18 protein-coding genes are annotated in these 18,928 nt (G+C 60.3%); 7 read left to right on the top strand and 11 right to left on the bottom strand.

What is annotated here, in order from left to right; genetic code table 11:
- Positions 1–59 precede the first annotated feature (59 nt).
- Together ACIOMO_RS13200 and ACIOMO_RS13195 are read right to left on the bottom strand one after the other, a co-directional pair.
- Entirely contained in the window at positions 60–455 is a 396-nt protein-coding gene (locus ACIOMO_RS13200; RefSeq protein WP_400750689.1) for a YbaN family protein, read from the bottom strand.
- Between the two features lie 10 nt (positions 456–465).
- Positions 466–1,053 (bottom strand): YecA family protein, encoded by a 588-nt coding sequence (locus tag ACIOMO_RS13195; RefSeq protein ID WP_053118230.1) that lies wholly within the window; start codon positions 1,051–1,053, stop codon positions 466–468.
- A gap of 378 nt (positions 1,054–1,431) precedes the next feature.
- On the opposite strand from ACIOMO_RS13195, the gene recQ reads away from it, so the two are divergent.
- From recQ to ACIOMO_RS13180, 3 genes are all read left to right on the top strand, one after another.
- Positions 1,432–3,561, top strand: a complete 2,130-nt coding sequence (gene recQ, locus ACIOMO_RS13190) for a DNA helicase RecQ (protein ID WP_053118234.1) — start codon at positions 1,432–1,434, stop codon at positions 3,559–3,561.
- A 314-nt stretch (positions 3,562–3,875) separates the two neighbouring features.
- Entirely contained in the window at positions 3,876–4,310 is a 435-nt protein-coding gene (locus ACIOMO_RS13185) for a MarR family transcriptional regulator (RefSeq protein ID WP_053118236.1), read from the top strand.
- Between the two features lie 127 nt (positions 4,311–4,437).
- Positions 4,438–6,117 (top strand): FimV/HubP family polar landmark protein, encoded by a 1,680-nt coding sequence (locus tag ACIOMO_RS13180; RefSeq protein WP_401241168.1) that lies wholly within the window; start codon positions 4,438–4,440, stop codon positions 6,115–6,117.
- A 119-nt stretch (positions 6,118–6,236) separates the two neighbouring features.
- On the opposite strand, the gene ACIOMO_RS13175 is transcribed toward ACIOMO_RS13180, so the two are convergent.
- Entirely contained in the window at positions 6,237–8,426 is a 2,190-nt protein-coding gene (locus ACIOMO_RS13175; protein ID WP_401241165.1) for a patatin-like phospholipase family protein, read from the bottom strand.
- 71 nt (positions 8,427–8,497) lie between these two features.
- Between ACIOMO_RS13175 and ACIOMO_RS13170 the strand changes: the two genes are divergently transcribed.
- Positions 8,498–8,785, top strand: a complete 288-nt coding sequence (locus ACIOMO_RS13170; protein ID WP_122608951.1) for a SelT/SelW/SelH family protein — start codon at positions 8,498–8,500, stop codon at positions 8,783–8,785.
- Here ACIOMO_RS13170 and ACIOMO_RS13165 read toward each other — a convergent pair.
- Entirely contained in the window at positions 8,779–9,672 is an 894-nt protein-coding gene (locus tag ACIOMO_RS13165; RefSeq protein ID WP_401241162.1) for a DMT family transporter, read from the bottom strand. The genes ACIOMO_RS13170 and ACIOMO_RS13165 overlap by 7 nt on opposite strands.
- A 194-nt stretch (positions 9,673–9,866) precedes the next feature.
- Entirely contained in the window at positions 9,867–10,631 is a 765-nt protein-coding gene (locus ACIOMO_RS13160) for an AraC family transcriptional regulator (RefSeq protein WP_053118248.1), read from the bottom strand.
- A 133-nt stretch (positions 10,632–10,764) separates the two neighbouring features.
- Between ACIOMO_RS13160 and ACIOMO_RS13155 the strand changes: the two genes are divergently transcribed.
- The gene (locus tag ACIOMO_RS13155; protein ID WP_053118250.1) at positions 10,765–11,580 is read left to right on the top strand and encodes a UDP-2,3-diacylglucosamine diphosphatase; all 816 of its coding nucleotides are present in this window, start codon (positions 10,765–10,767) and stop codon (positions 11,578–11,580) included.
- A 77-nt stretch (positions 11,581–11,657) separates the two neighbouring features.
- On the opposite strand, the gene ACIOMO_RS13150 is transcribed toward ACIOMO_RS13155, so the two are convergent.
- A complete protein-coding gene (locus ACIOMO_RS13150) occupies positions 11,658–12,248 on the bottom strand; it encodes an HD domain-containing protein (RefSeq protein ID WP_212545153.1) in 591 nt (196 codons plus the stop codon).
- Positions 12,249–12,273: 25 nt separating this feature from the next.
- Entirely contained in the window at positions 12,274–12,585 is a 312-nt protein-coding gene (locus ACIOMO_RS13145; protein WP_401241158.1) for an Mpo1-like protein, read from the bottom strand.
- Positions 12,586–12,749: 164 nt separating this feature from the next.
- Between ACIOMO_RS13145 and ACIOMO_RS13140 the strand changes: the two genes are divergently transcribed.
- A complete protein-coding gene (locus ACIOMO_RS13140) occupies positions 12,750–13,811 on the top strand; it encodes an AraC family transcriptional regulator (RefSeq protein WP_218187425.1) in 1,062 nt (353 codons plus the stop codon).
- On the opposite strand, the gene ACIOMO_RS13135 is transcribed toward ACIOMO_RS13140, so the two are convergent.
- Positions 13,768–15,222, bottom strand: coding sequence for a TrkH family potassium uptake protein (locus ACIOMO_RS13135; protein WP_008087314.1), 1,455 nt, complete (start codon positions 15,220–15,222; stop codon positions 13,768–13,770). The two genes, ACIOMO_RS13140 and ACIOMO_RS13135, sit on opposite strands and share 44 nt — an antisense overlap.
- 121 nt (positions 15,223–15,343) lie before the next feature.
- On the opposite strand from ACIOMO_RS13135, the gene ACIOMO_RS13130 reads away from it, so the two are divergent.
- Positions 15,344–15,910 (top strand): NAD(P)H nitroreductase, encoded by a 567-nt coding sequence (locus ACIOMO_RS13130; protein WP_401241153.1) that lies wholly within the window; start codon positions 15,344–15,346, stop codon positions 15,908–15,910.
- Between the two features lie 95 nt (positions 15,911–16,005).
- Here the strand turns inward: ACIOMO_RS13130 and ACIOMO_RS13125 are convergent, their stop codons facing one another.
- The 3 genes from ACIOMO_RS13125 to ACIOMO_RS13115 form a co-directional block, all read right to left on the bottom strand.
- The gene (locus tag ACIOMO_RS13125; protein ID WP_401241151.1) at positions 16,006–17,346 is read right to left on the bottom strand and encodes a sensor histidine kinase; all 1,341 of its coding nucleotides are present in this window, start codon (positions 17,344–17,346) and stop codon (positions 16,006–16,008) included.
- A gap of 196 nt (positions 17,347–17,542) precedes the next feature.
- Positions 17,543–17,992, bottom strand: a complete 450-nt coding sequence (locus ACIOMO_RS13120) for a Spy/CpxP family protein refolding chaperone (protein WP_053118259.1) — start codon at positions 17,990–17,992, stop codon at positions 17,543–17,545.
- A gap of 254 nt (positions 17,993–18,246) precedes the next feature.
- Positions 18,247–18,924 carry a response regulator transcription factor gene (locus ACIOMO_RS13115; RefSeq protein WP_053118261.1) on the bottom strand — a complete coding sequence of 226 codons (678 nt, stop codon included), beginning with the start codon at positions 18,922–18,924 and terminating at the stop codon, positions 18,247–18,249.
- Positions 18,925–18,928: the final 4 nt, after the last annotated feature.

Here is an 18,928-nt window from a genome sequence, read left to right as displayed (position 1 = left end):
GTCACCTGTCAGATCTGACAGGGTAGGGTGGTTTCAAGACGAACGGTCAGCGGGAAGCCTCAGCGCTTGGGAAGGGTCTTCTGTCGCAAAATATAAACCGTCACCAACACCGCACTGGTCAACATAAACCCGCGCGCCCACGGCATTGGCACCAGATAACACGAGAACAGGATGCTGGCCCACATCAGTCCGATCGCGTAGACCTTGCCCTTGAGCGGAATGCCGTTGCCTTCGAGATAGTCACGAATCCATGGCCCGAGCCGGGGATGCTCGACCAGCCAGCGATAGAAACGCGGAGAGCTGCGGGCAAAGCACGCGGCGGCCAGCAGCAGGAAAGGTGTGGTGGGGAGAACAGGCAAGAAAATACCGATCACCCCCAATGCCACGCTGAGCCAGCCGACGGCCAGCAGGATGTAGCGCAGCATCAGGGAGCGGTTGCCTATGGGGTTGTCCATAGGCCGGATCTTAGTGGTGACGTGGCTTGAGGATCGCCGGTTTTTCGTCTGGCGCCTGGCACAGCAAGTACAGCGCGGTCAGGGCTTCCGGGATCTGCACGATCATGTCGTCCATCAGGTTGGCGTCTTTGGCGATGTCTTCGAACTCAGGCTGTTCGTCGAACAGGCCAGAACCGACCATGATCGGCAGAAGCATTTCGCTGACTTCTTCTTCAGCGGTTTCGAACCAGGCGGCTTCGCGCAGGAACACGCCTTCCATGAAACCGATGCACCAGCCGCGCAGTTCGGAATCGTCCGGATCTTCACCCAGATCCAGTTCGCACGGCAGCTCGAATTCTTCATCCGACGCCAGTTGACGGGCGATGTGCGCCTTGAGGCCGATCAGCGTGGCTTCGATTTCTTCGCGCTGGGCTTCACCGCTGTAGTGCGGCTCTTCGGCGAACAGCGCGTCGATCCACTCGCGATCCGGCACAACGTCCGAGCAGATCGACAGGGCGGTCAGGTAGCCGTGAGCGGCCACGTAATCCAGCGCCTCGTCGTGCAGCTCGTCGGCGTCGAGGAAGACTTGCAGGCGGGTTAGTTGCTCAGCGAAGGACATTACGGGGCTACCTTGGGGGAATAAACAATGCGGGAATTCTAGGCCTTCTTGCGCGCTCAAGCCAGCCGCACGGCAGATTTGCCGGGCAGAACAACCTAATCCCCTGTAGGAGTTGCCGAAGGCTGCGATCTTTTGATCTTTTAAAAACCACATCAAAAGATCGCAGCCTTCGGCAGCTCCTACAGGAGACAGGGGCGCATCGCAGATTGTATCGACGGGTGTCGCCCTGTGCAGGGAAGGCCTCGGGTATACTGCCGCGTTTTGCGATCCCTGCCCGCATTGCGGCCGTCATGCAATGCGTTCTTACGATTCAGCGGTGCAGCTTTGCCCGTCATGAACCAGCCTTGCAGGGATGTTTTTGTGATTTTTGGAGTTTCTATGCTCGAACAGGCTCAACGCGTCCTCAAGGACATCTTCGGCTACGACAGTTTTCGTGGCCGTCAGGGTGCAATCATTGAGCGCGTGGCCAGCGGCGGTGACGCACTGGTTCTGATGCCTACCGGTGGCGGCAAATCCCTGTGCTTCCAGGTGCCGGCGCTGTTGCGCGAAGGCCTGGCAGTGGTGGTCTCGCCGCTGATCGCGTTGATGGACGACCAGGTCGCCACTCTTGAAGAGCTGGGCGTCGCGGCGGCCGCGCTGAACTCGACACTGAGCGCCGAACAGCAGCGCGACCTCGCCGCACGAATCAAACGCGGTGAAGTGAAGATGTTGTACCTGGCGCCCGAGCGTCTGGTGCAGCCGCGCATGCTGTCGTTCCTGCAGAGCCTGGACATCGCCCTGTTCGCCATCGACGAAGCGCACTGCGTATCGCAATGGGGTCACGATTTCCGCCCGGAATACCTGCAACTCGGTCAACTGGCGGAACTGTTTCCCGATGTGCCGCGCATCGCCCTGACCGCCACCGCCGACAAACGTACCCGCGAAGAAATCGTCACGCGTCTGCACCTGCAGAACGCCGAGCGTTTCCTGTCGAGCTTTGACCGCCCGAACATCTTTTACCGCATCGTGCCGAAAGAGCAGCCGCGCAAGCAGTTGCTGGCGTTTTTGGCCGAGCGACGCAGCGACGCGGGCATCGTCTATTGCCTGTCGCGCAAGAAGGTTGAAGAAGTCGCGACGTTCCTGAGCGAGCAGGGTTTCCCGGCGTTGCCGTATCACGCCGGTCTGCCCAACGATCTGCGTGCCTTCAACCAGAAGCGCTTCCTTAATGAGGAAGGCCTGATCATGGTCGCCACCGTGGCGTTCGGCATGGGCATCGACAAGCCCAACGTGCGCTTCGTCGCCCACCTCGATCTGCCGAAATCCCTTGAGGCGTATTACCAGGAAACCGGTCGCGGCGGCCGTGATGGTCTGCCGGCGGACGCGTGGATGGCCTACGGTCTGCAAGACGTGGTGATGCTCAAGCAGATGCTGCAAAACTCCGAAGGCGACGAGCGCCACAAGCGTCTGGAGCAGCACAAGCTCGACGCGATGCTCTCGCTCTGCGAAGAAACCCGCTGCCGTCGTCAGACCTTGCTGGCGTATTTCGACGAAGACATGCCCGAGCCGTGCGGCCACTGCGACAACTGCGTCGATGGCGTGCAGACCTGGGACGCCACCGAGCCTGCGCGTCAGGCGTTGTCGGCGATTTTCCGCACTGGCCAGCGTTATGGTGTCGGTCATTTGGTCGATGTGCTGCTGGGCAAGGACAACGAAAAAATCCGCAGCTTCGGTCATCAGCATTTGTCGGTGTGGGGCGTTGGCAAGGCGTTGAGCGAGAGCGAATGGCGCTCGCTGTTCCGTCAGTTGGTGGCGCGGGGCCTGGCGGATGTCGATCACGAAGGTTATGGCGGTCTGCGATTGAACGATAGCTGCCGACCGCTGCTCAAGGGCGAAGTGAGCCTGGAGCTGCGCCGCGACCTCAAGCCGCAAGTCACTGCGAAAAGCGGCAGCAAGAGCCCGGCCAGCCAACTGGTGCGCGGCGAAGAGCGCGAACAGTGGGAAGCGCTGCGTGCGTTGCGGCGCAAACTCGCCGAAGAACATGGCGTGCCGCCGTACGTTATTTTCCCGGATTCGACGTTGCTGGAAATGCTCCGCAGCCAACCGACTTCGTTGGCGGAAATGGCCCGGGTCAGTGGTGTCGGTGCGCGCAAACTTGAGCGTTACGGCGATGCTTTCCTCGAAGTGCTCGGTGGCGAGGTCGAGGCGCCGAAAGTCGTGGCCGATGTGCGCCATGAGCTGATCACTTTGGCCCGCGCGGGTATGACGCCGTTGCAGATTGCCGGTCAGTTGCAATGTTCGGAGAAGAACGTTTACACCATGCTCGCCGAAGCCATCGGCAAGCAGCAGTTGTCGCTGGAGCAGGCGCTGGATCTGCCTGAGGAGTTGATGGGCGAAGTGCAGGATGCGTTTCTTGATGGCGAGGGTGAGTTGCCGTCGGTCGCTGAGATTGCCGAGTTGTTCGCCGGGCGCGTGCCGGAAGGCGTGCTGTATTGCGTTCGGGCGGCGTTGCAATCGGAATTTGAGATGTAATTTGCTGCAGGCCCTCATCGGAACGCCGCCCGCCCAGCCCTCTCCCAGAGGGAGAGGGGGCCGACCGAGGTGTCTTGCGTCCTACATCGACCTGAATGACCGAGTCGATTATGGATTCAACGCCGCACTATCACGTCGGCGTAATTCCCCAATATCCCCCAATCAGTCCCCTCTCCCTCCGGGAGAGGGCTAGGGTGAGGGGCTTCAAGATGTAACGATTCAGTACAGAGCGACTCTTGCCTATAACTGCGGCTCATGCTTAGCTGGCTAATAATTAGAAATTCCTTATTTTTCAGACTAACCGTGAGTGTTTTATGCCGTTAACCGATCAACACCGCTTTGGCATGCAACTGGCCCAGATGTCCCGTGGCTGGCGCGCCGAACTGGATCGTCGTCTCGCCGGGCTGGGTCTTTCCCAGGCGCGCTGGCTGGTGCTGCTGCATCTGGCGCGGTTCGAAGAGGCGCCGACCCAACGTGAGCTGGCGCAGAGCGTCGGCGTTGAAGGGCCGACCCTCGCACGCTTGCTCGATAGTCTGGAAAGCCAGGGCCTGGTGCAACGCCAGTCCGTGATGGAAGACCGTCGGGCGAAAAAAATTGTCCTCTGCGCCCCCGCGCTGCCGCTCATTGAACAAATTGAAACCATTGCCACGCAGTTGCGCCACGAATTGTTCGAAGGCGTCGACGAGGCGGATTTAAAAGTGTGCATGCGTGTTCACGCGCACATTCTGACCAACCTGGAAAAATCTTGAGGCACAACCCTGTGCCGATTTTTTGAGAGATCGCACTGAGCCGACTATAAGAACTACTGGGCAATATCGTGTTCGTACCGGATGTGCGAACGCATAGAAGTCGGTTTTGCTTATTTAAGGGATGCTCATGCTCGCAAGTTGGCACGTGGTACGGCGCGGTGGTGGCAAATGGCTGCTGCTGGCCGGGCTATTCAGTTACTCGACGTGGTCGATGGCGTTGGGGCTGGGTGACATTACGATCCATTCAAGCCTCAATCAGCCGCTCAAGGCCGATATCGCGTTGGTGGATGTCGGCGGGCTGACGCAAAACGATCTGTCGGTGCGTCTGGCCACGGCGGATGAGTTCGCTGAGGCCGGGGTCGAGCGGGTGTTTTTCCTCAACGACCTCAAGTTCATCCCGATCCTGCATGGCAATCGCCAGATGATCCGGGTGACGTCCAGCAAACCGGTTAACGAACCCTTCCTCAATTTCCTCGTGCAGCTCAATCAGCCCAACGGCCGTTTGCTGCGCGAATACACGGTGCTGATCGATCCGCCAGGGACGCCGGGAATCGAACCGGCCACTGATGAGCCGGATCCCCGCGCGCAGTCCTCTGCGTTTCCAATTGTCGAGCCTGTGACCGCGCCGGTTCAGGCCGCGCAAGGCAAGCGCGAAACTGCTCCGCCGCCACCAACTCCCGCCGCACCGGCCAACGATGCAGTCGCTGAACAGTTAGCCGCCAGCGTGTTGCTCAATCAACAATTGCAAAAAACCATCGAAGAGCAAAACGCCAAGTTGCAGGAGCAACAGGCGCTGATCACCGACGGCAAAAAACAAATGGGCGAATTGCAGACGCGTCTGGCCGAACTGCAGAAACCGCCGCCAGCTGTGGTGACGCCAGCACCCGCTCCGGTGGTTGCGCCAGTCGCTACGGAAGATGATTCGCCCAACTGGCTGCTGCTGGGCGGATTAGTGCTGTTGTTGGTCGCGCTGATTGGCGGGTTGATCGTGCGCCGTCGCCAACAAACGCAAACCGTTGCCGCGCCGTCTCTGCCACTTGGCATCGAGCCCGACACCGAGGAAACGCAAAGTCCCGATTCATTCAGACACCACGCTTCAGCCGAACACCGCGAAGAACCCGCGGCAGGCGATGTGCTGGAAGCGGTGGGCATTTACCTCGCTTACGGAAGACTCGGCGAGGCCGTCGGCTTACTGCGCGATGCCTTGGCCAAAGAACCGGAACGCATCGACCTCGGGGTGCAACTGCTCGAAGTTTTAGGGCGCCAAGGCGATAACGCCGCGTACGAGCAACAGGAAAACCACTTGCGACAGCTTGGAGTGGATGAACACGAGTTACAGGCAGTTCGCGATCGGCATCCGAAGCTGACGAGTGTTGCGCCGGTTCTGGTGGCCGCACCGATCGCTGCCGCTCAGCCCGAACCCACGCCGCCCGTGGATGATTTCGAATTGAATCTGGGCGAGCTGTCGATGGATTCCAGTTGGGATCTGCAGGACAACCCTCCAGCGCCGGTTCAGCCATTGTCGGAGGAGTCGGAGCTGGAATGGATTCCCGAGCCGGATGCGCAGCCGCTGGATGATGACTTCCTCAATGAGTTTGGTGATCCGCAGGCGTTGACGCTGGAGCCGCTGGATTTGCAACTGTCAGAGCCTGAAGTGGAGGAGGGCGCCGGCAAGCTTGAGCAGGCGCAGAACTGCATTGATGATGGCGATATCGACAGTGCGATTGCGTTGCTTAATGAATTGCTCAAAGAGGGCGATGAACCGCTAAAGCAGACGGCGCGGACGTTGTTAGCCGGGATTCGCTGATCTGATTGAATGGGTGAATGTACTGACGCTTTCGCGAGCAGGCTCGCTCCCACAGGGGAACGCATTCCAAACTGTGGGAGCGAGCCTGCTCGCGAAGGGGCCAGACCAAACAATATCAATCAAAAAGTCTGCCCAAGATTCAGATAAACCGCCTGCTCATCCGCATCATTCAACCCATACGTGAAATTCAACGGCCCCAGCGGCGTGTCAAACCCGATAAACACACTCGCCGCATTGATATAACCACTGTCGAACTCATTGTCATTGTTCCACGCCCGCCCACGCTCCAGCGAAGCACCGGCGTACAGCGGGAAGTCCAGCGGCAAGTACGAACGCGGCGTCAGGCGGCGGAAATACACGGCACGCATCAGGCTGACGTTCTGCCCGGAAATCGCATCTTCCCGGAACCCTGACAACTGCCGCGCGCCGCCGAGCAGGAAGCTCGATGTCACCACATTGGCGTCGTCCAGCGTGCGCCCGTAACGACCGCCGAGGATCAGCGTGTCGGGGCCATGACTCATGGCTTTGTCGATCTTGAAATCCCACTGCCGGTAACGTGTATCCGAGCCCAGGCCGGGTTCGAATTGCGTCAGCGTCAGGCTGATGTCCTTGCCTTCGTGGGGGTAGTAAACGTTGTCCAGCGAGTCGTACGAGTACTTCAGCGAGTAGAAGCCTTCGTTAAAGCTTTCGCTCGGCAGATCCTGATCACCAATGCGCACATCAGCCTTGCCCCATGCCTCGCCAACACCGAAACGCACTTCGCCGTTGTTGCCGATCTGCCGGCCGAGGTTGAGGCCGAAACCGTAGCGCTCGACGCGGTATTGCGCGATCGGATCATTATCGAGAATCGACTCGACGTTCTGCGCTTCAAACGATGCATACGGCGCGACGAAGTAGCGCGAACCGACGTCCAGCGGCTGATAGAACTCGGTGTAAAGCTCTTGTTTGTCGCCGATCTGCGCACGCGTCAGCCATTCCGCGCCGAGGCGGTTGATGCCGTTGACGCGGTAGCTGGCGCCGAGGTTGAAAGCGCTGTCGCCGCGCATGTCGTCCGACAGATTGAGGCCGACGCGCAGGTAATCGGTGCCGCTGCGTTTGCCGCGCGCGCTGATCACCAGGGTGTGATCCTGACCTTTGTGCACCACGCGGTATTGCACCTGCTCGAAGTAATCGAGGCCGTACAAGGTGCCCATGTCCGAATGCAGTCGGCCCAGATCCAGCGGTTCGCCGATGGGTTGACGGATGTAGTAGCGGATCACGTCATCATCGACTTTCGAATCGTTCTCCACACGAATGGCGGTGATGACCGGCGTGCGCTGGCCCGGCGAGCGGGCGGCGTTGAGTTCGGCGTCTTGGGATTCAATCGGTCTGAGCTGTGCGAGGCGGGCGTCGAGGGCTTTGGTCGCGCGGTAGCCGGCGTCGATCATTTCCTGGGCCTTGCCGAAATCGGTGACGCCGAAGGCGGCCAGTGCCGGCTGAATCAAAACGTCATCGGCGTGCAGCGCGGCGAGTTGTTCTTCCGAGTTGCGCCGGGTCATCAGGGTGATCGACTGGTTGAGCACGTCGACCACGGTGGTCAGTTGTTTGCGGTTGCGCAGCGGCGTACCGATGTCGACGACGATGGCGATGTCGACGCCCATTTCCCGCGCCACATCGAGCGGAATGTTGTCGGTCATGCCGCCGTCCACCAGCAACCGGCCATCGAGTTCGACCGGCGCGAACACAGCGGGGATCGACATGCTCGCGCGAATCACCTGCGGCAGATGGCCTTTGCGGAATACCACTTTCTCACCGTTGGCGATGTCGGTGGCCACGGCGCGGAAGGGGATCGGCAGTTTGTCGAAATCGCGGGTATCACTGGTGTGGGCTAACAGGCTTTCCAGCAGCAGCGCGAGGTTTTGCCCCTGAATCACACCCAGCGGCAGGCCGAGGCTGCCGTCGTCGCGAAAGCTGAGTTTCTGTTTCACCAGAAAATCGCGGTCGTCCTGCTTGCGTCGAAACGGCACGTCTTCACGCGGTGGCGCGTCGGACAGCGCGGCTTGCCAGTCGATGTTCAGCGCGAGTTTTTCCAGCTCGTCGATCTTGTAACCCGAGGCGTACAAGCCGCCGACCACCGCGCCCATGCTGGTGCCGGCGATCGCATCGATCTTGATGCCTTGCTCTTCCAAAGCCTTGAGCACGCCGATGTGCGCCAGCCCGCGCGCGGCGCCGCCGGACAGCACCAGGCCGATTTTCGGGCGCGGCGCTTCAGTGGCATGGACGAAGAGGGGCAGAAAACCAAGCAGCAGGCAGAACAGCAGACGGCGCATTGTGAGTCTCGGGGCAAGCGGTAAAGCCGGCTATTATAGCGGCGCCCTCTGTCTCAGGAGTTGTAGCGAACATGACTGTCGCAAAAGCAGAAGTTGTCATCACTTATTGCACGCAATGCCAATGGCTGTTGCGCGCCGCGTGGCTGGCGCAGGAGTTGCTCAGCACCTTCGGCGACGACCTCGGCAAAGTCTCGTTGGTGCCGGGCACTGGCGGGGTGTTTCAGATTACCTGCGCGGGTGTGCAGATCTGGGAGCGCAAGGCCGACGGTGGTTTTCCGGAAGCCAAGGTGCTGAAACAGCGGGTTCGCGATCAGATTGATCCTGACCGCGACCTCGGCCACAACGACCGCACTCAGTGAGACGCGGCCTCGGCGGCGACGGTTTTCTTGTCGGCATTGCCTGACATCCGCGCCGAGACGACGATGGCGACAATGATCAGCGCGCCGCCGATCAACATCTTCGGCGTCGGGTTTTCATCGAACAGCAGCCAGGCGACGGTGATGCCGTAGACCGGCTCCATCGCGAACACCACCGCTGCGGTACGCGCCTTGATCACCGCCAGACTGGCCACGAACAGGCTGTGGGCGACGCCGGTGCAGAACACGCCGAGCAGGGCGATCCACAACCAGTCAAGCGCGCGCACTTCGCTCAATTGCGGCGCCGCAACCGGCAGCAGACACAGCGCCACCACCACGTTTTGACACAGCGCCGCCTGTACCGCCGGAATGCGTCCGGAGCTGGCGCGGTTGGTCAGCGACAGCAATGAGAACAGCAGCCCCGACAGCACCGACCAGAGCAAACCAACGGTGGCGCCGCTGCCCAGATCGAACGCCGGAGTCACCAGAATCAGGCCGACGCTGACCAGCACCACCAGCAGAATTTCATTGGCACGGATGCGTTCGCGGAAGATCAGCCCTTCAAGAATCACCGTGAATGCCGGGAAACTGGCGAAGCCCAACGTGGCGATGGCCACGCCGGCGACTTTCACCGAAATGAAGAAACTCACCCAGTGCCCGGCCAGCAACACGCCGCTGAGGATCAGTCGACGCCAGTCCACGGCCTCGAGTTTTTGCCAGCCCTGCGCACTGGCGAAACGGGCGAAAAACGTCAGGGCGAGCACGGCAAAAGCGGCGCGGCCGAAAACGATCACGGCGGGGGAGGCGGCAGCGAGTTTGCCGAACACACCGGTCAGGCCAAACATCAAAGCACCAATATGCAGAGCGCCGAGGGCGGTACGCGGGGTCATTGCAATCCTTCTATCTCAAACACAATCGATCGTTCCCACGCTCTGCGTGGGAATGACTCTGGGGACGCTCTGCGTCCAGTGACGCGGAGCGTCACGGGCTGCATTCCCACGCAGAGCGTGGGAACGATCAAAGATCGCAGCCTTCGGCAGCTCCTACATTTAAGCGTGTAGAGGTCAGTAAGTCTGTCGGCGGACTATCGTCTTTTGTCGCCGGAATCGCGGCGAAGCTGGCCGGGTGATGAGCCGAACTCGCGCAGCACGGCGGCCGAGAAGGCACTCTGCGAGCTGTAACCGACACGACTGGCAATCTCGCCCATCGGCAAAAGCGTGTCGCGCAACATTTGTACCGCCAGATGCAGGCGTCGACTGCGCATGTAATCCATCGGCGTCTGCCCGCATTCCGCCATAAACCGCGCATGCAGCCGCGCACTCGACAGCCCGGCAACCCGCGCCAGATCGGCAACTTGCAGCGGATAAGCCGCGTTCTGCTCGATGTGCGCATCCAGCGCCGCATAAGGCAAACGGCGGGCAGTCAGTTCGGCTGGTTTCGCATGATTGAGACTGGCCAGCAGCAACACCGAGCCTTGCTGCGCGATCAACGGATCGCTGACCGGGCTGTTCGCCAGCCAACTGACCAACTGGCTCTGCCCGGAATCCAGCGACAGGCGCGCAGGCTGATCGAGCAAGCGGCGGCTGGCCTCGGCATGTTCACCCAACGAATCCACCAGCCATTGCCCGTCGGGAATGTCCATCACCAGGCAACGACTGCCATCGGGACTGCCGCAAGCGTGGTGCGCGCCCGAAGGGATCACCACAAAACTTTGCTGACGCACCTGACTGCCACGGCCCTCGACCTCGAAATCCAGCGCGCCGGACAGCCCGAACACCAGTTGGGCGTGCTCGTGGCTGTGCACGATCAGATCGCGGGTGTACTGACGCAGGGTGAGAATCGGGCGCATAAACAAGTCTCCGGGCAGGTCTGCAGTCTACACCGGCGGGCGCAGTGTGCGCTGTCACACGACTGACTCGCGGCTGTCATGGTCGATTAACCGGACGCGCGCAGAGTGGCGAAAACATCGCAGAGGGTTGCCCATGACCAGCGCCGAGCTCGCCAGACCCAGCCGCAAACAACGGGTGCGAACCCTGTGGATCTCCGACGTGCACCTGGGCACGCGCGATTGCCAGGCCGAGCACTTGTCGACGTTCCTCAAGGGCTATCACGCCGACAAGGTGTATCTGGTCGGCGACATCATCGACGGCTGGAAACTGCGCGGCGGCATGTACTGGCCGCAAGCGCACACCAACGTGATCCGGCGCTTGCTCACCATGAGCAAGCGCGGCACCGAGGTGATCTACGTCACCGGCAATCACGATGAGTTCTTGCGCCGCTACTCGAAGCTGATTCTCGGCAATATTCAGTTGGTCGACGAAGCGGTGCATGTCACGGCTGACGGTCGGCATCTGTTGGTGATTCACGGCGATCAGTTTGATGTGATCACCCGATATCACCGCTGGCTGGCCTTCCTCGGCGATTCGGCCTACGAATTTACCCTGACCCTGAATCGCTGGCTCAACCACTGGCGGGCGCGCTATGGCTACGGCTATTGGTCGCTGTCGGCGTACCTCAAGCACAAGGTGAAGACGGCGGTGAGTTTTATCAGCGACTTCGAAGAAGCCATCGCCCATGAGTGCGTGAAGCGCGGGTTGCACGGGGTGGTCTGCGGGCACATTCACCATGCCGAGATTCGTAAGGTCGGCGAGGTGGATTACCTCAACTGCGGCGATTGGGTGGAGTCGTGTACGGCGCTGATCGAGCATTGGGATGGCACGATCGAGTTATATCGGCTGGCGGATGCACAGGCGCGAGAGGCGGAGCTAAAAGCGGCCAAAGTCGCCGAACTCGCTTAAATGCAAAAGATCGCAGCCTTCGGCAGCTCCTACATGAGACCTGTGTAGGAGCTGCCGAAGGCTGCGATCTTTTGATCTTAGGCTGGGCTATGTTCTTCCATCGCCGCCTTGTAAATGGAGTTCTTTGGCTGCGCAAACAAGCGTTCCATCATCGGTTCAAAGAAGCTCAACGGCAGCGTGTCATACGCCGGATCAAACGCAGCCGCATCGTACTTGGCGCAAAACTCGGCCGTCGCCTGATACTGCGGATGCCCGGCGAACTGCTCGCGCAAATGCCGATCCATGCCCAAGTGATGAAAGAAGTAATAACCCTGAAACACCCCATGCTTCTCGACCATCCACAGATTATCGGCACTGACAAACGGCTTGAGAATCGCCGCCGCAATGTCCGGATGGTTGTACGAACCCAGAGTGTCGCCAATGTCATGCAGCAACGCGCAGACCACGTATTCCTCGTCGCGACCATCACGAAAGGCGCGGGTTGCGGTTTGCAGCGAGTGGGTCAGGCGATCCACCGGGAAGCCGCCGAAGTCGCCTTCAAGCAGTTTCAGGTGCGCCATGATCCGCGAGGGCAATTGTTTGGCGTAGGCGCTGAAGTCCGAGGCGATGATCGCCCAGTCTTCCTGCGTACCGTCCTTCATATGGGTGAAACGGGCATTGGCATTCATCGGCAAACCTCGTGTTTCTTATTGTTTAGAACGCCACGCGACCCAGAATCATGTCGCGGTACATGACGAAATCGCCGAGCAGGCTGTACAGCGGATGCTGGAAAGTCGCTGGCCGGTTCTTCTCGAAAAAGAAATGCCCGATCCAGGCAAAGCTGTACCCCGCCAATGGCACGGCCAATAACAGCAGCCAGGCGCCTTTGGCGATGGTCATCGCCAGAATGAAAATAACCAGCGAGGTGCCGATGAAATGCAGACGCCGGCAGGTGCTGTTGTTGTGCTCACTGAGGTAATACGGATAGAACTCAGCGAAGCTGTTGAATTGCTTGATGTTTTCCACGACCGCGTTCTCTGTGGTTATTGTTCTGGCGACGAGTTGTTCTGCGGGTAGCTTATTTGAGTCTAGAGTGATCATTGGCGTGGGCCAGTGACAATCGGCGCCACTTTAGTATCCTTCGCAAATCAGGCCGTAACATGCGGCCCATCATGTAAAAGAAAAACGCCATGAGCGAACGAACGACTTCTGCAAGCTGGGCGATGGGGATTGTCAAAGCATTGGAGATGGACGGCCTGGATTGCCGGGTTCTGTTCAAGCAACTGGGGCTCGATTACACGGCTCTGGATGATCCGGATGCGCGCTTCCCGCAAGACTCCATGACCCGGCTCTGGCAACGGGCGGTCGAGCTGTCCGGTAATCCGGCGATCGGCCTGAACATGGGCAAAGTGGTGCGACCGGCATCGTTTCATGTCGCCGGTTACGCGCTGATGTCGAGCAATACGCTGGCTGAAGGCTTTCAACGGCTGGTGCGCTATCAGCGGATCATCGCCGAAAGTGCCGACCTGAGTTTTCGTCTGCTCGAAGAAGGCTACGCGCTGATTCTGACCGTGCATGGCGATCATCTGCCGCCGACCCGACAAAGCGCCGAAGCCTCTCTGGCCTGCGCGTTGGGCCTGTGCGGCTGGTTGAGCGGGCGTACGCTGCACCCGGTCAAAGTGTTGGTGCAGGGCGCCCAACCCGCCGATCTCGAACCGTATAAACAAGCCTTCCATGCGCCGTTGGTGTTCAACGCGCCATACGATGCGCTGATCTTCGAACGCGCCGACATGGAAGCGCCGCTGCCCACCGCCAACGAGGCGATGGCGCTGCTGCACGATCGTTTTGCCGGAGAATATCTGGCGCGGTTTTCCGAGAGCCGGGTCACGCACAAGGCACGGCAGGTGCTGTGCCGTTTACTCCCGCAAGGTGAACCGAAGCGCGATACCGTGGCGCAGACCCTGCATTTATCGCAGCGTACGTTGCAGCGACGGTTGCAGGAGGAGGGCACGAGTTTTCAGCAGTTGCTCGATGACACCCGCCGCGAACTGGCCGAGCAGTATTTGGCGCAACCGAGCATGACCTTGCTGGAAATCGCATATCTGTTGGGTTTTGCCGATCCGAGCAACTTCTTCCGCGCCTTCCGCCGCTGGTTCGACACCACGCCCGGCGATTACCGGGCGCGGCTGTTGCAGGCGCCGAACGCGGTCAATGACGCCAAAATGCCGGAATACACAGCACAAACACAGTAATGATCTCGAGTCGGCCGAGCAGCATGCCGAACGACAGGATCCACTTCGCCGCATCCGGCAGGGTGGCAAAGTTGCCCGCCGGGCCAATGGTCTCGCCCAAGCCCGGGCCAACGCCGGACACGGTGCTGGCGGCGCCTGTCAGCGCGGTCATCCAGTCGACGCCGAGCAGCGACAGCAGCAGGGCGATCACGCAGATGGTGATGGCGAAGAAGAACGAAAAGGTCAGAATCGAACGCACGATCTCTTCGTCGAGACGGTGACCGTTGTACTTCTGCTTGATCACCGCGCGTGGATGAATCAACTGATTAAGGTTGGCCTTGAGCAGGATGTAGGCAACCTGGAAACGGAAAATCTTGATCCCGCCCGCGGTCGAGCCGGAGCAGCCGCCGACAAAACCCAGATAGAAAAACAGCATCAGCGAGAAGTTGCCCCACAGGCTGTAATCGCCGAGGGCGAACCCAGTGGTGGTGACCACCGAGGTCACGTTCAGCGCTACGTGGCGCAGCGCGTCCAGCCAATGCAGGTTGGTCGTCCACCAATACCAGGTGCCGAGTACCAGCCAGGTCACCAGCAACATCCCCAGCAAACCCTGCACCTGCTGATCGCGGATCAACGCCTTGCGGTTGCCGCGCATGGTCGCCACGTACAGGGTGAACGGCAGGCTGCCGAGAATCATGATCACCACCGCAACCCAGTGCACCGCCGGTTGCGTCCACTTGGCCAGCGACTGGTCGGAGGTCGAGAAACCGCCGGTGGAAATCGCCGACATCGCGTGGTTGATCGCATCGAACGGGCTCATCCCGGCCCACCAGAATGCGAGGCTGCCGACAATGGTAATGCCGACGTACGCCGCCACGATCAGGCGCGCCACCATGTGCGAGCGCGGCATGACCTTCTCCGAACGGTCGGACGATTCGGTCTGGAACAGGCGCATGCCACCGATGCGCAACAGCGGCAGAATCGCCACCGCCATACCGATAAAGCCGATGCCGCCGATCCAGTGCAGCAACGAGCGCCACATCAGGATGCCGGGGGACATGTCGTCGAGATGATTGAGCACGGTCGAACCGGTGGCGGTGATCCCGGACATGCTCTCGAAGAACGAGTCGGTGTAGCTGATGTGCTGGGTCAGCAGAAACGGCAGCGCGGCGAAAATGCACACCACCAGCCAGCTGCTGACGGTGAGCAAATACATGTCGCGCGGGCGCAAGTGAATGTGTTCGGGCCGGCCCGGAATCACCAGCGCGAGGCCGGCGACGAAGGTGATCATGCTCGCCCAGAGGAACGACGGCAGATCGCTGGTGCGATCGAAAATCACCAGGGTGGCCATGGGCACGACCATGGCGACAGCCAGCGTGATCAGGAAGATGCCGATGATGAAACCAATGATCCGTAAGGTCGGCAACGCCATGAAGTCCGCTCGGGCTGTGGTGGGGAGGGCGCCATTCTACCTGCGGGGCAGGGCATGTAAACCGGCATCCTGTTGGCAGTTACAGCTAGAATAGCCGCACATATTTTTCAGGAGGTGGCCGATGCAGGCTCTCGACGCGTTGCTCAACCGTGTTTCCGTTCCACGACTGGTCGAACCGGCCCCTACTGCCGAACAGCGCGAAGCCTTGTTTGGCGCCGCGATGCGCGCACCGGATCACGGGCATCTGCAGCCGTATCGCTTCCTGACCGTCGAAGGCGCGGCGCGCGAGCAAATGGGCGAGTTGTTGGCCGAAGCGGCGCAGCAGCAGGCAGGCGAAGTCACTGAAGCGATGATCGACAAGGCCCGCAACGGGCCGCTGCGAGCGCCGTTGGTGGTTGTAGTGATCGCTAAATTGCAAGAACACGTGAAGTATCCGAAAGCTGAGCAATTGCTCGCAGCCGGGTGTGCGGCGCACGGGATTTTGCTGGCGGCGTATGCGCAGGGGATTGGCGCGGTGTGGCGTACCGGGGATTTGGCGTATTCCCGGCACGTGGCGCAGGGTTTGGGCTTGGCGGAAGGTGAAGAAGTGATCGCATTCCTCTACCTCGGCACACCGCAGAAAGAACCGCGTATGGCGGAGAAGGTTGACGTGGCCGAGTTCGTCAGCGCCTGGCCCGGTAAGGCTTAAAATCAAAAGATCGCAGCCTGCGGCAGCTCCTACATTGGAATGCGTTTTCCTGTAGGAGCTGCCGCAGGCTGCGATCTTTTTGCATCATCGAAAATCTACGGCTGAACCACCGCGCCCGGCACCAACGGCAATTCCAGACTCGCGACAAACCCGCCCTGCGGATGATTGGCCAACGTCAAACTCCCGCCATGCCGTTCCGCCGCCCTGCGCGCAATCGCCAGGCCCAAACCATGTCCCGCCGCCGTCTGCCCCGGCGCGCGATAGAACGGTTCACCCAACTGACTCAAATGTTCGGCCTGCACCCCCGGCCCATGGTCGCGCACGCTGACGATAATTTTTTCGCCCTGACGCGAGGCCTGCATTTCAATCGCCTGACCCTCGGGGTTGAAGCGCTGAGCATTACGCAGAAGATTATCGACGGCCCGCTCAATCATCGTCGGCCAACCTTTGAGTTGCAGATTCGGTTCAACGTCCAGACGCACTGTCTGCTCGGGCGAACCGAGTTTTGCGTCCTTCTGCAAAGTACTCAGCAGGGCATTCAAGTCCACGTCTTCCGCACTGGCGTTGTCCGCATCGACCCGTGCCAGCACCAGAATCTCGCTGATCAACGCTTCGAGGCGATCGCACTCGCGGGTCAGGCGTGGCCAGAGTTTTTCGCGCTCTTCAGGGTTGGCCCGTTCGGCCAGCGCCAAGGCAATGCGCAGCCGCGCCAGTGGTGAACGTAATTCGTGGGAAACGTCGCGCAGCAACTGGCGCTGGCTGCCGATCAGGCTTTGCAAGCGCGCGCCCATGCGGTTGAAGTCGGTGGCGAGTACGCCGAATTCATCGCGGCGGTTGGCCAGTTTGGCCAGGCTGTTTTGCTGATAGGTGGTCTGCCCCAGATCATGCACCGCGCCGCGTAATCGACTGAGCGGGCGGGTGATGGAGAAAGTTACCAGTAAGCTGAACAGGGTCAGTACGACCAGCGCGATGCCCAACGCACTCAGCGGCCAAAGCAGGCTTTCGCGGTGCCAGGCGTCGAGTTCCGGGTGCGGGATGCGGTAGATGAACAGGTAGGTGTCGCCGGTTTTTTCGCTGGTGAATTCGTCAGTGAGGCGGCGCCATGGCAGGCGGCGGTCATCGTTGTTCTGCCGGGCTTCGAACGCGGCGGCGCGGCGCGGGAAGGTGCCGCGTACGACCGGATCGCCGGATTCGTTCAGCACCTGGACGTCGATGTGATATTGACGTTTGCGTTGTTCGAGGATGTCCTGAGCGGCTTCCTCGCCCTGGGCTTCGTAGGTTTGCGTCCAGTCGCCGGCCAAGGTGTTGAGGCCCGGATGGCGGCTGAGGATCCACGCGTCCTGATTGAGCATATGCCCGAGCAGAATCGACAACCCGGCCACCAATGCGATGGCCAGCCAGAAGCTCGCGAGAATACGCCAGAACAATGAACGCACAGAAAATCCTCAATCAAACATAAACCACTGTAGGAGCTGCGGCACGCTGCGATCTGATCGTTCCCACGCTCTGCGTGGGAATGCAGCCGGGGACGCTCTGCGTCCCACAGTCAAAAGATCGCAGCGTGCCGCAGCTCCTACAGGGGCAAGTGCAAAAAGGCCCAACGGGGTTAGCCGTTGGGCCATGGTCAGAACATTATTGCGCTTTTTGCGGCTGTTGCGCTTTCCACGCCTTGAACTCGGCCCATTCGGCACGGCGTTCAGCCTGTTTTTTCTGGATCTCGTCGAATTTCTTCTGTTGATCCGGCTTCAGCACCGCACGAACATCGGCCTCGCCTTTCTTGTGGTTGGCGGCCATTTCGTCTTTCAGGGCTTTCTGATCCGCTGGCGAGAGTTTTTCCAGGTACTTGTCGACCACTTGCTTACGCTCGTGCATCTGCTCGCCCATGATCTTGCGGATCTGCTCGCGTTGTTCGCGGGACAGGTCGAGTTGGCTGTACGGGCCCTTGCCGTGCATGCCGTGCATCTGACCGCCGTGGCGTGGGCCGTCGAGCGGGCCACCCATCGGGCCGCCATCTTGCGGCATGGCCATGGCGACGGTTGGCAGAGCGGCAGCGAACATCAGAGCGATAAGAGTCTTGCGCATGGTGAATCTCCTTGTCTCGTTCCCGGTACGTTCCGGATGAGTTCAGATTACGGAGATCAAGGTCAGCGGCGGTCAGCGCTACGTAAAGCTTGGGTAAAGACGTTTCGTCATCAGCCTTACACATACCCCTGTAGGAGCTGCGGCACGCTGCGATCTTTTGATCTGTCTTTTAAAAACAAGATCAAAAGATCGCAGCCTTCGGCAGCTCCTACAGGGGGCGATTTATCGTCATCCCCGTGCGGGACGGGTGTAATTCAGAGGCTGTAGTAGTAACCCCGGCTGCGCAGGGCGACGATGCGTGGGCGGCCGTCGGGGTGGGGGCCGATCTTTTTGCGCAGGTTGCTGACGTGCATGTCGAGGCTGCGGTCGTACAGGGTCAGTTTGCGGCCGAGGGCGATCTGCGCCAGTTCCTGCTTGTCCAGTGGTTCGCCGGGCTGCTTGAGCAGGGCTTCGAGCAAACGACTTTCGGAAACAGTGAGGGTCAGTTCTTTCTCGTCGATGCTGACCACACCGCGCACCGGGCTGAAACTCAGGTCGCCCAGCTCCAGTTGCGTCGACACGGCGGCCGGGTGACTGCGGCGCAATACGGCGCGCAGGCGCGCGGTCAGTTCGCGGGGGTCGCACGGTTTGGCCAGATAATCGTCGGCGCCGAGTTCCAGGCCGAGGATACGATCCAGTGGCTCGCCACGGGCCGACAACATCAACACCGGCAGATCAGCATGATCGTTGCGCAACTGCTTGAGCAGTTCCAGACCGCTGCCGTCGGGCAGCATCACGTCCAGCACCACCGCCGCCGGAGCGGTTTCGGCCAACGCTTTACGGGCGCTCTGGCCATCGTGGCAGGCGCGCACCTGGAAGCCTTCCTGGCTTAACCAGCTACTCAGGAGTTCGCACAACTCCTGGTCATCATCAATCAGTAACAGCTCGCTCATGACT

The organism is Pseudomonas sp. NPDC087804 (assembly GCF_044742965.1).
GTDB classification, from domain to species: domain Bacteria; phylum Pseudomonadota; class Gammaproteobacteria; order Pseudomonadales; family Pseudomonadaceae; genus Aquipseudomonas; species Aquipseudomonas rustica.
This window is presented reverse-complemented; position numbering and strand designations above follow the sequence as displayed.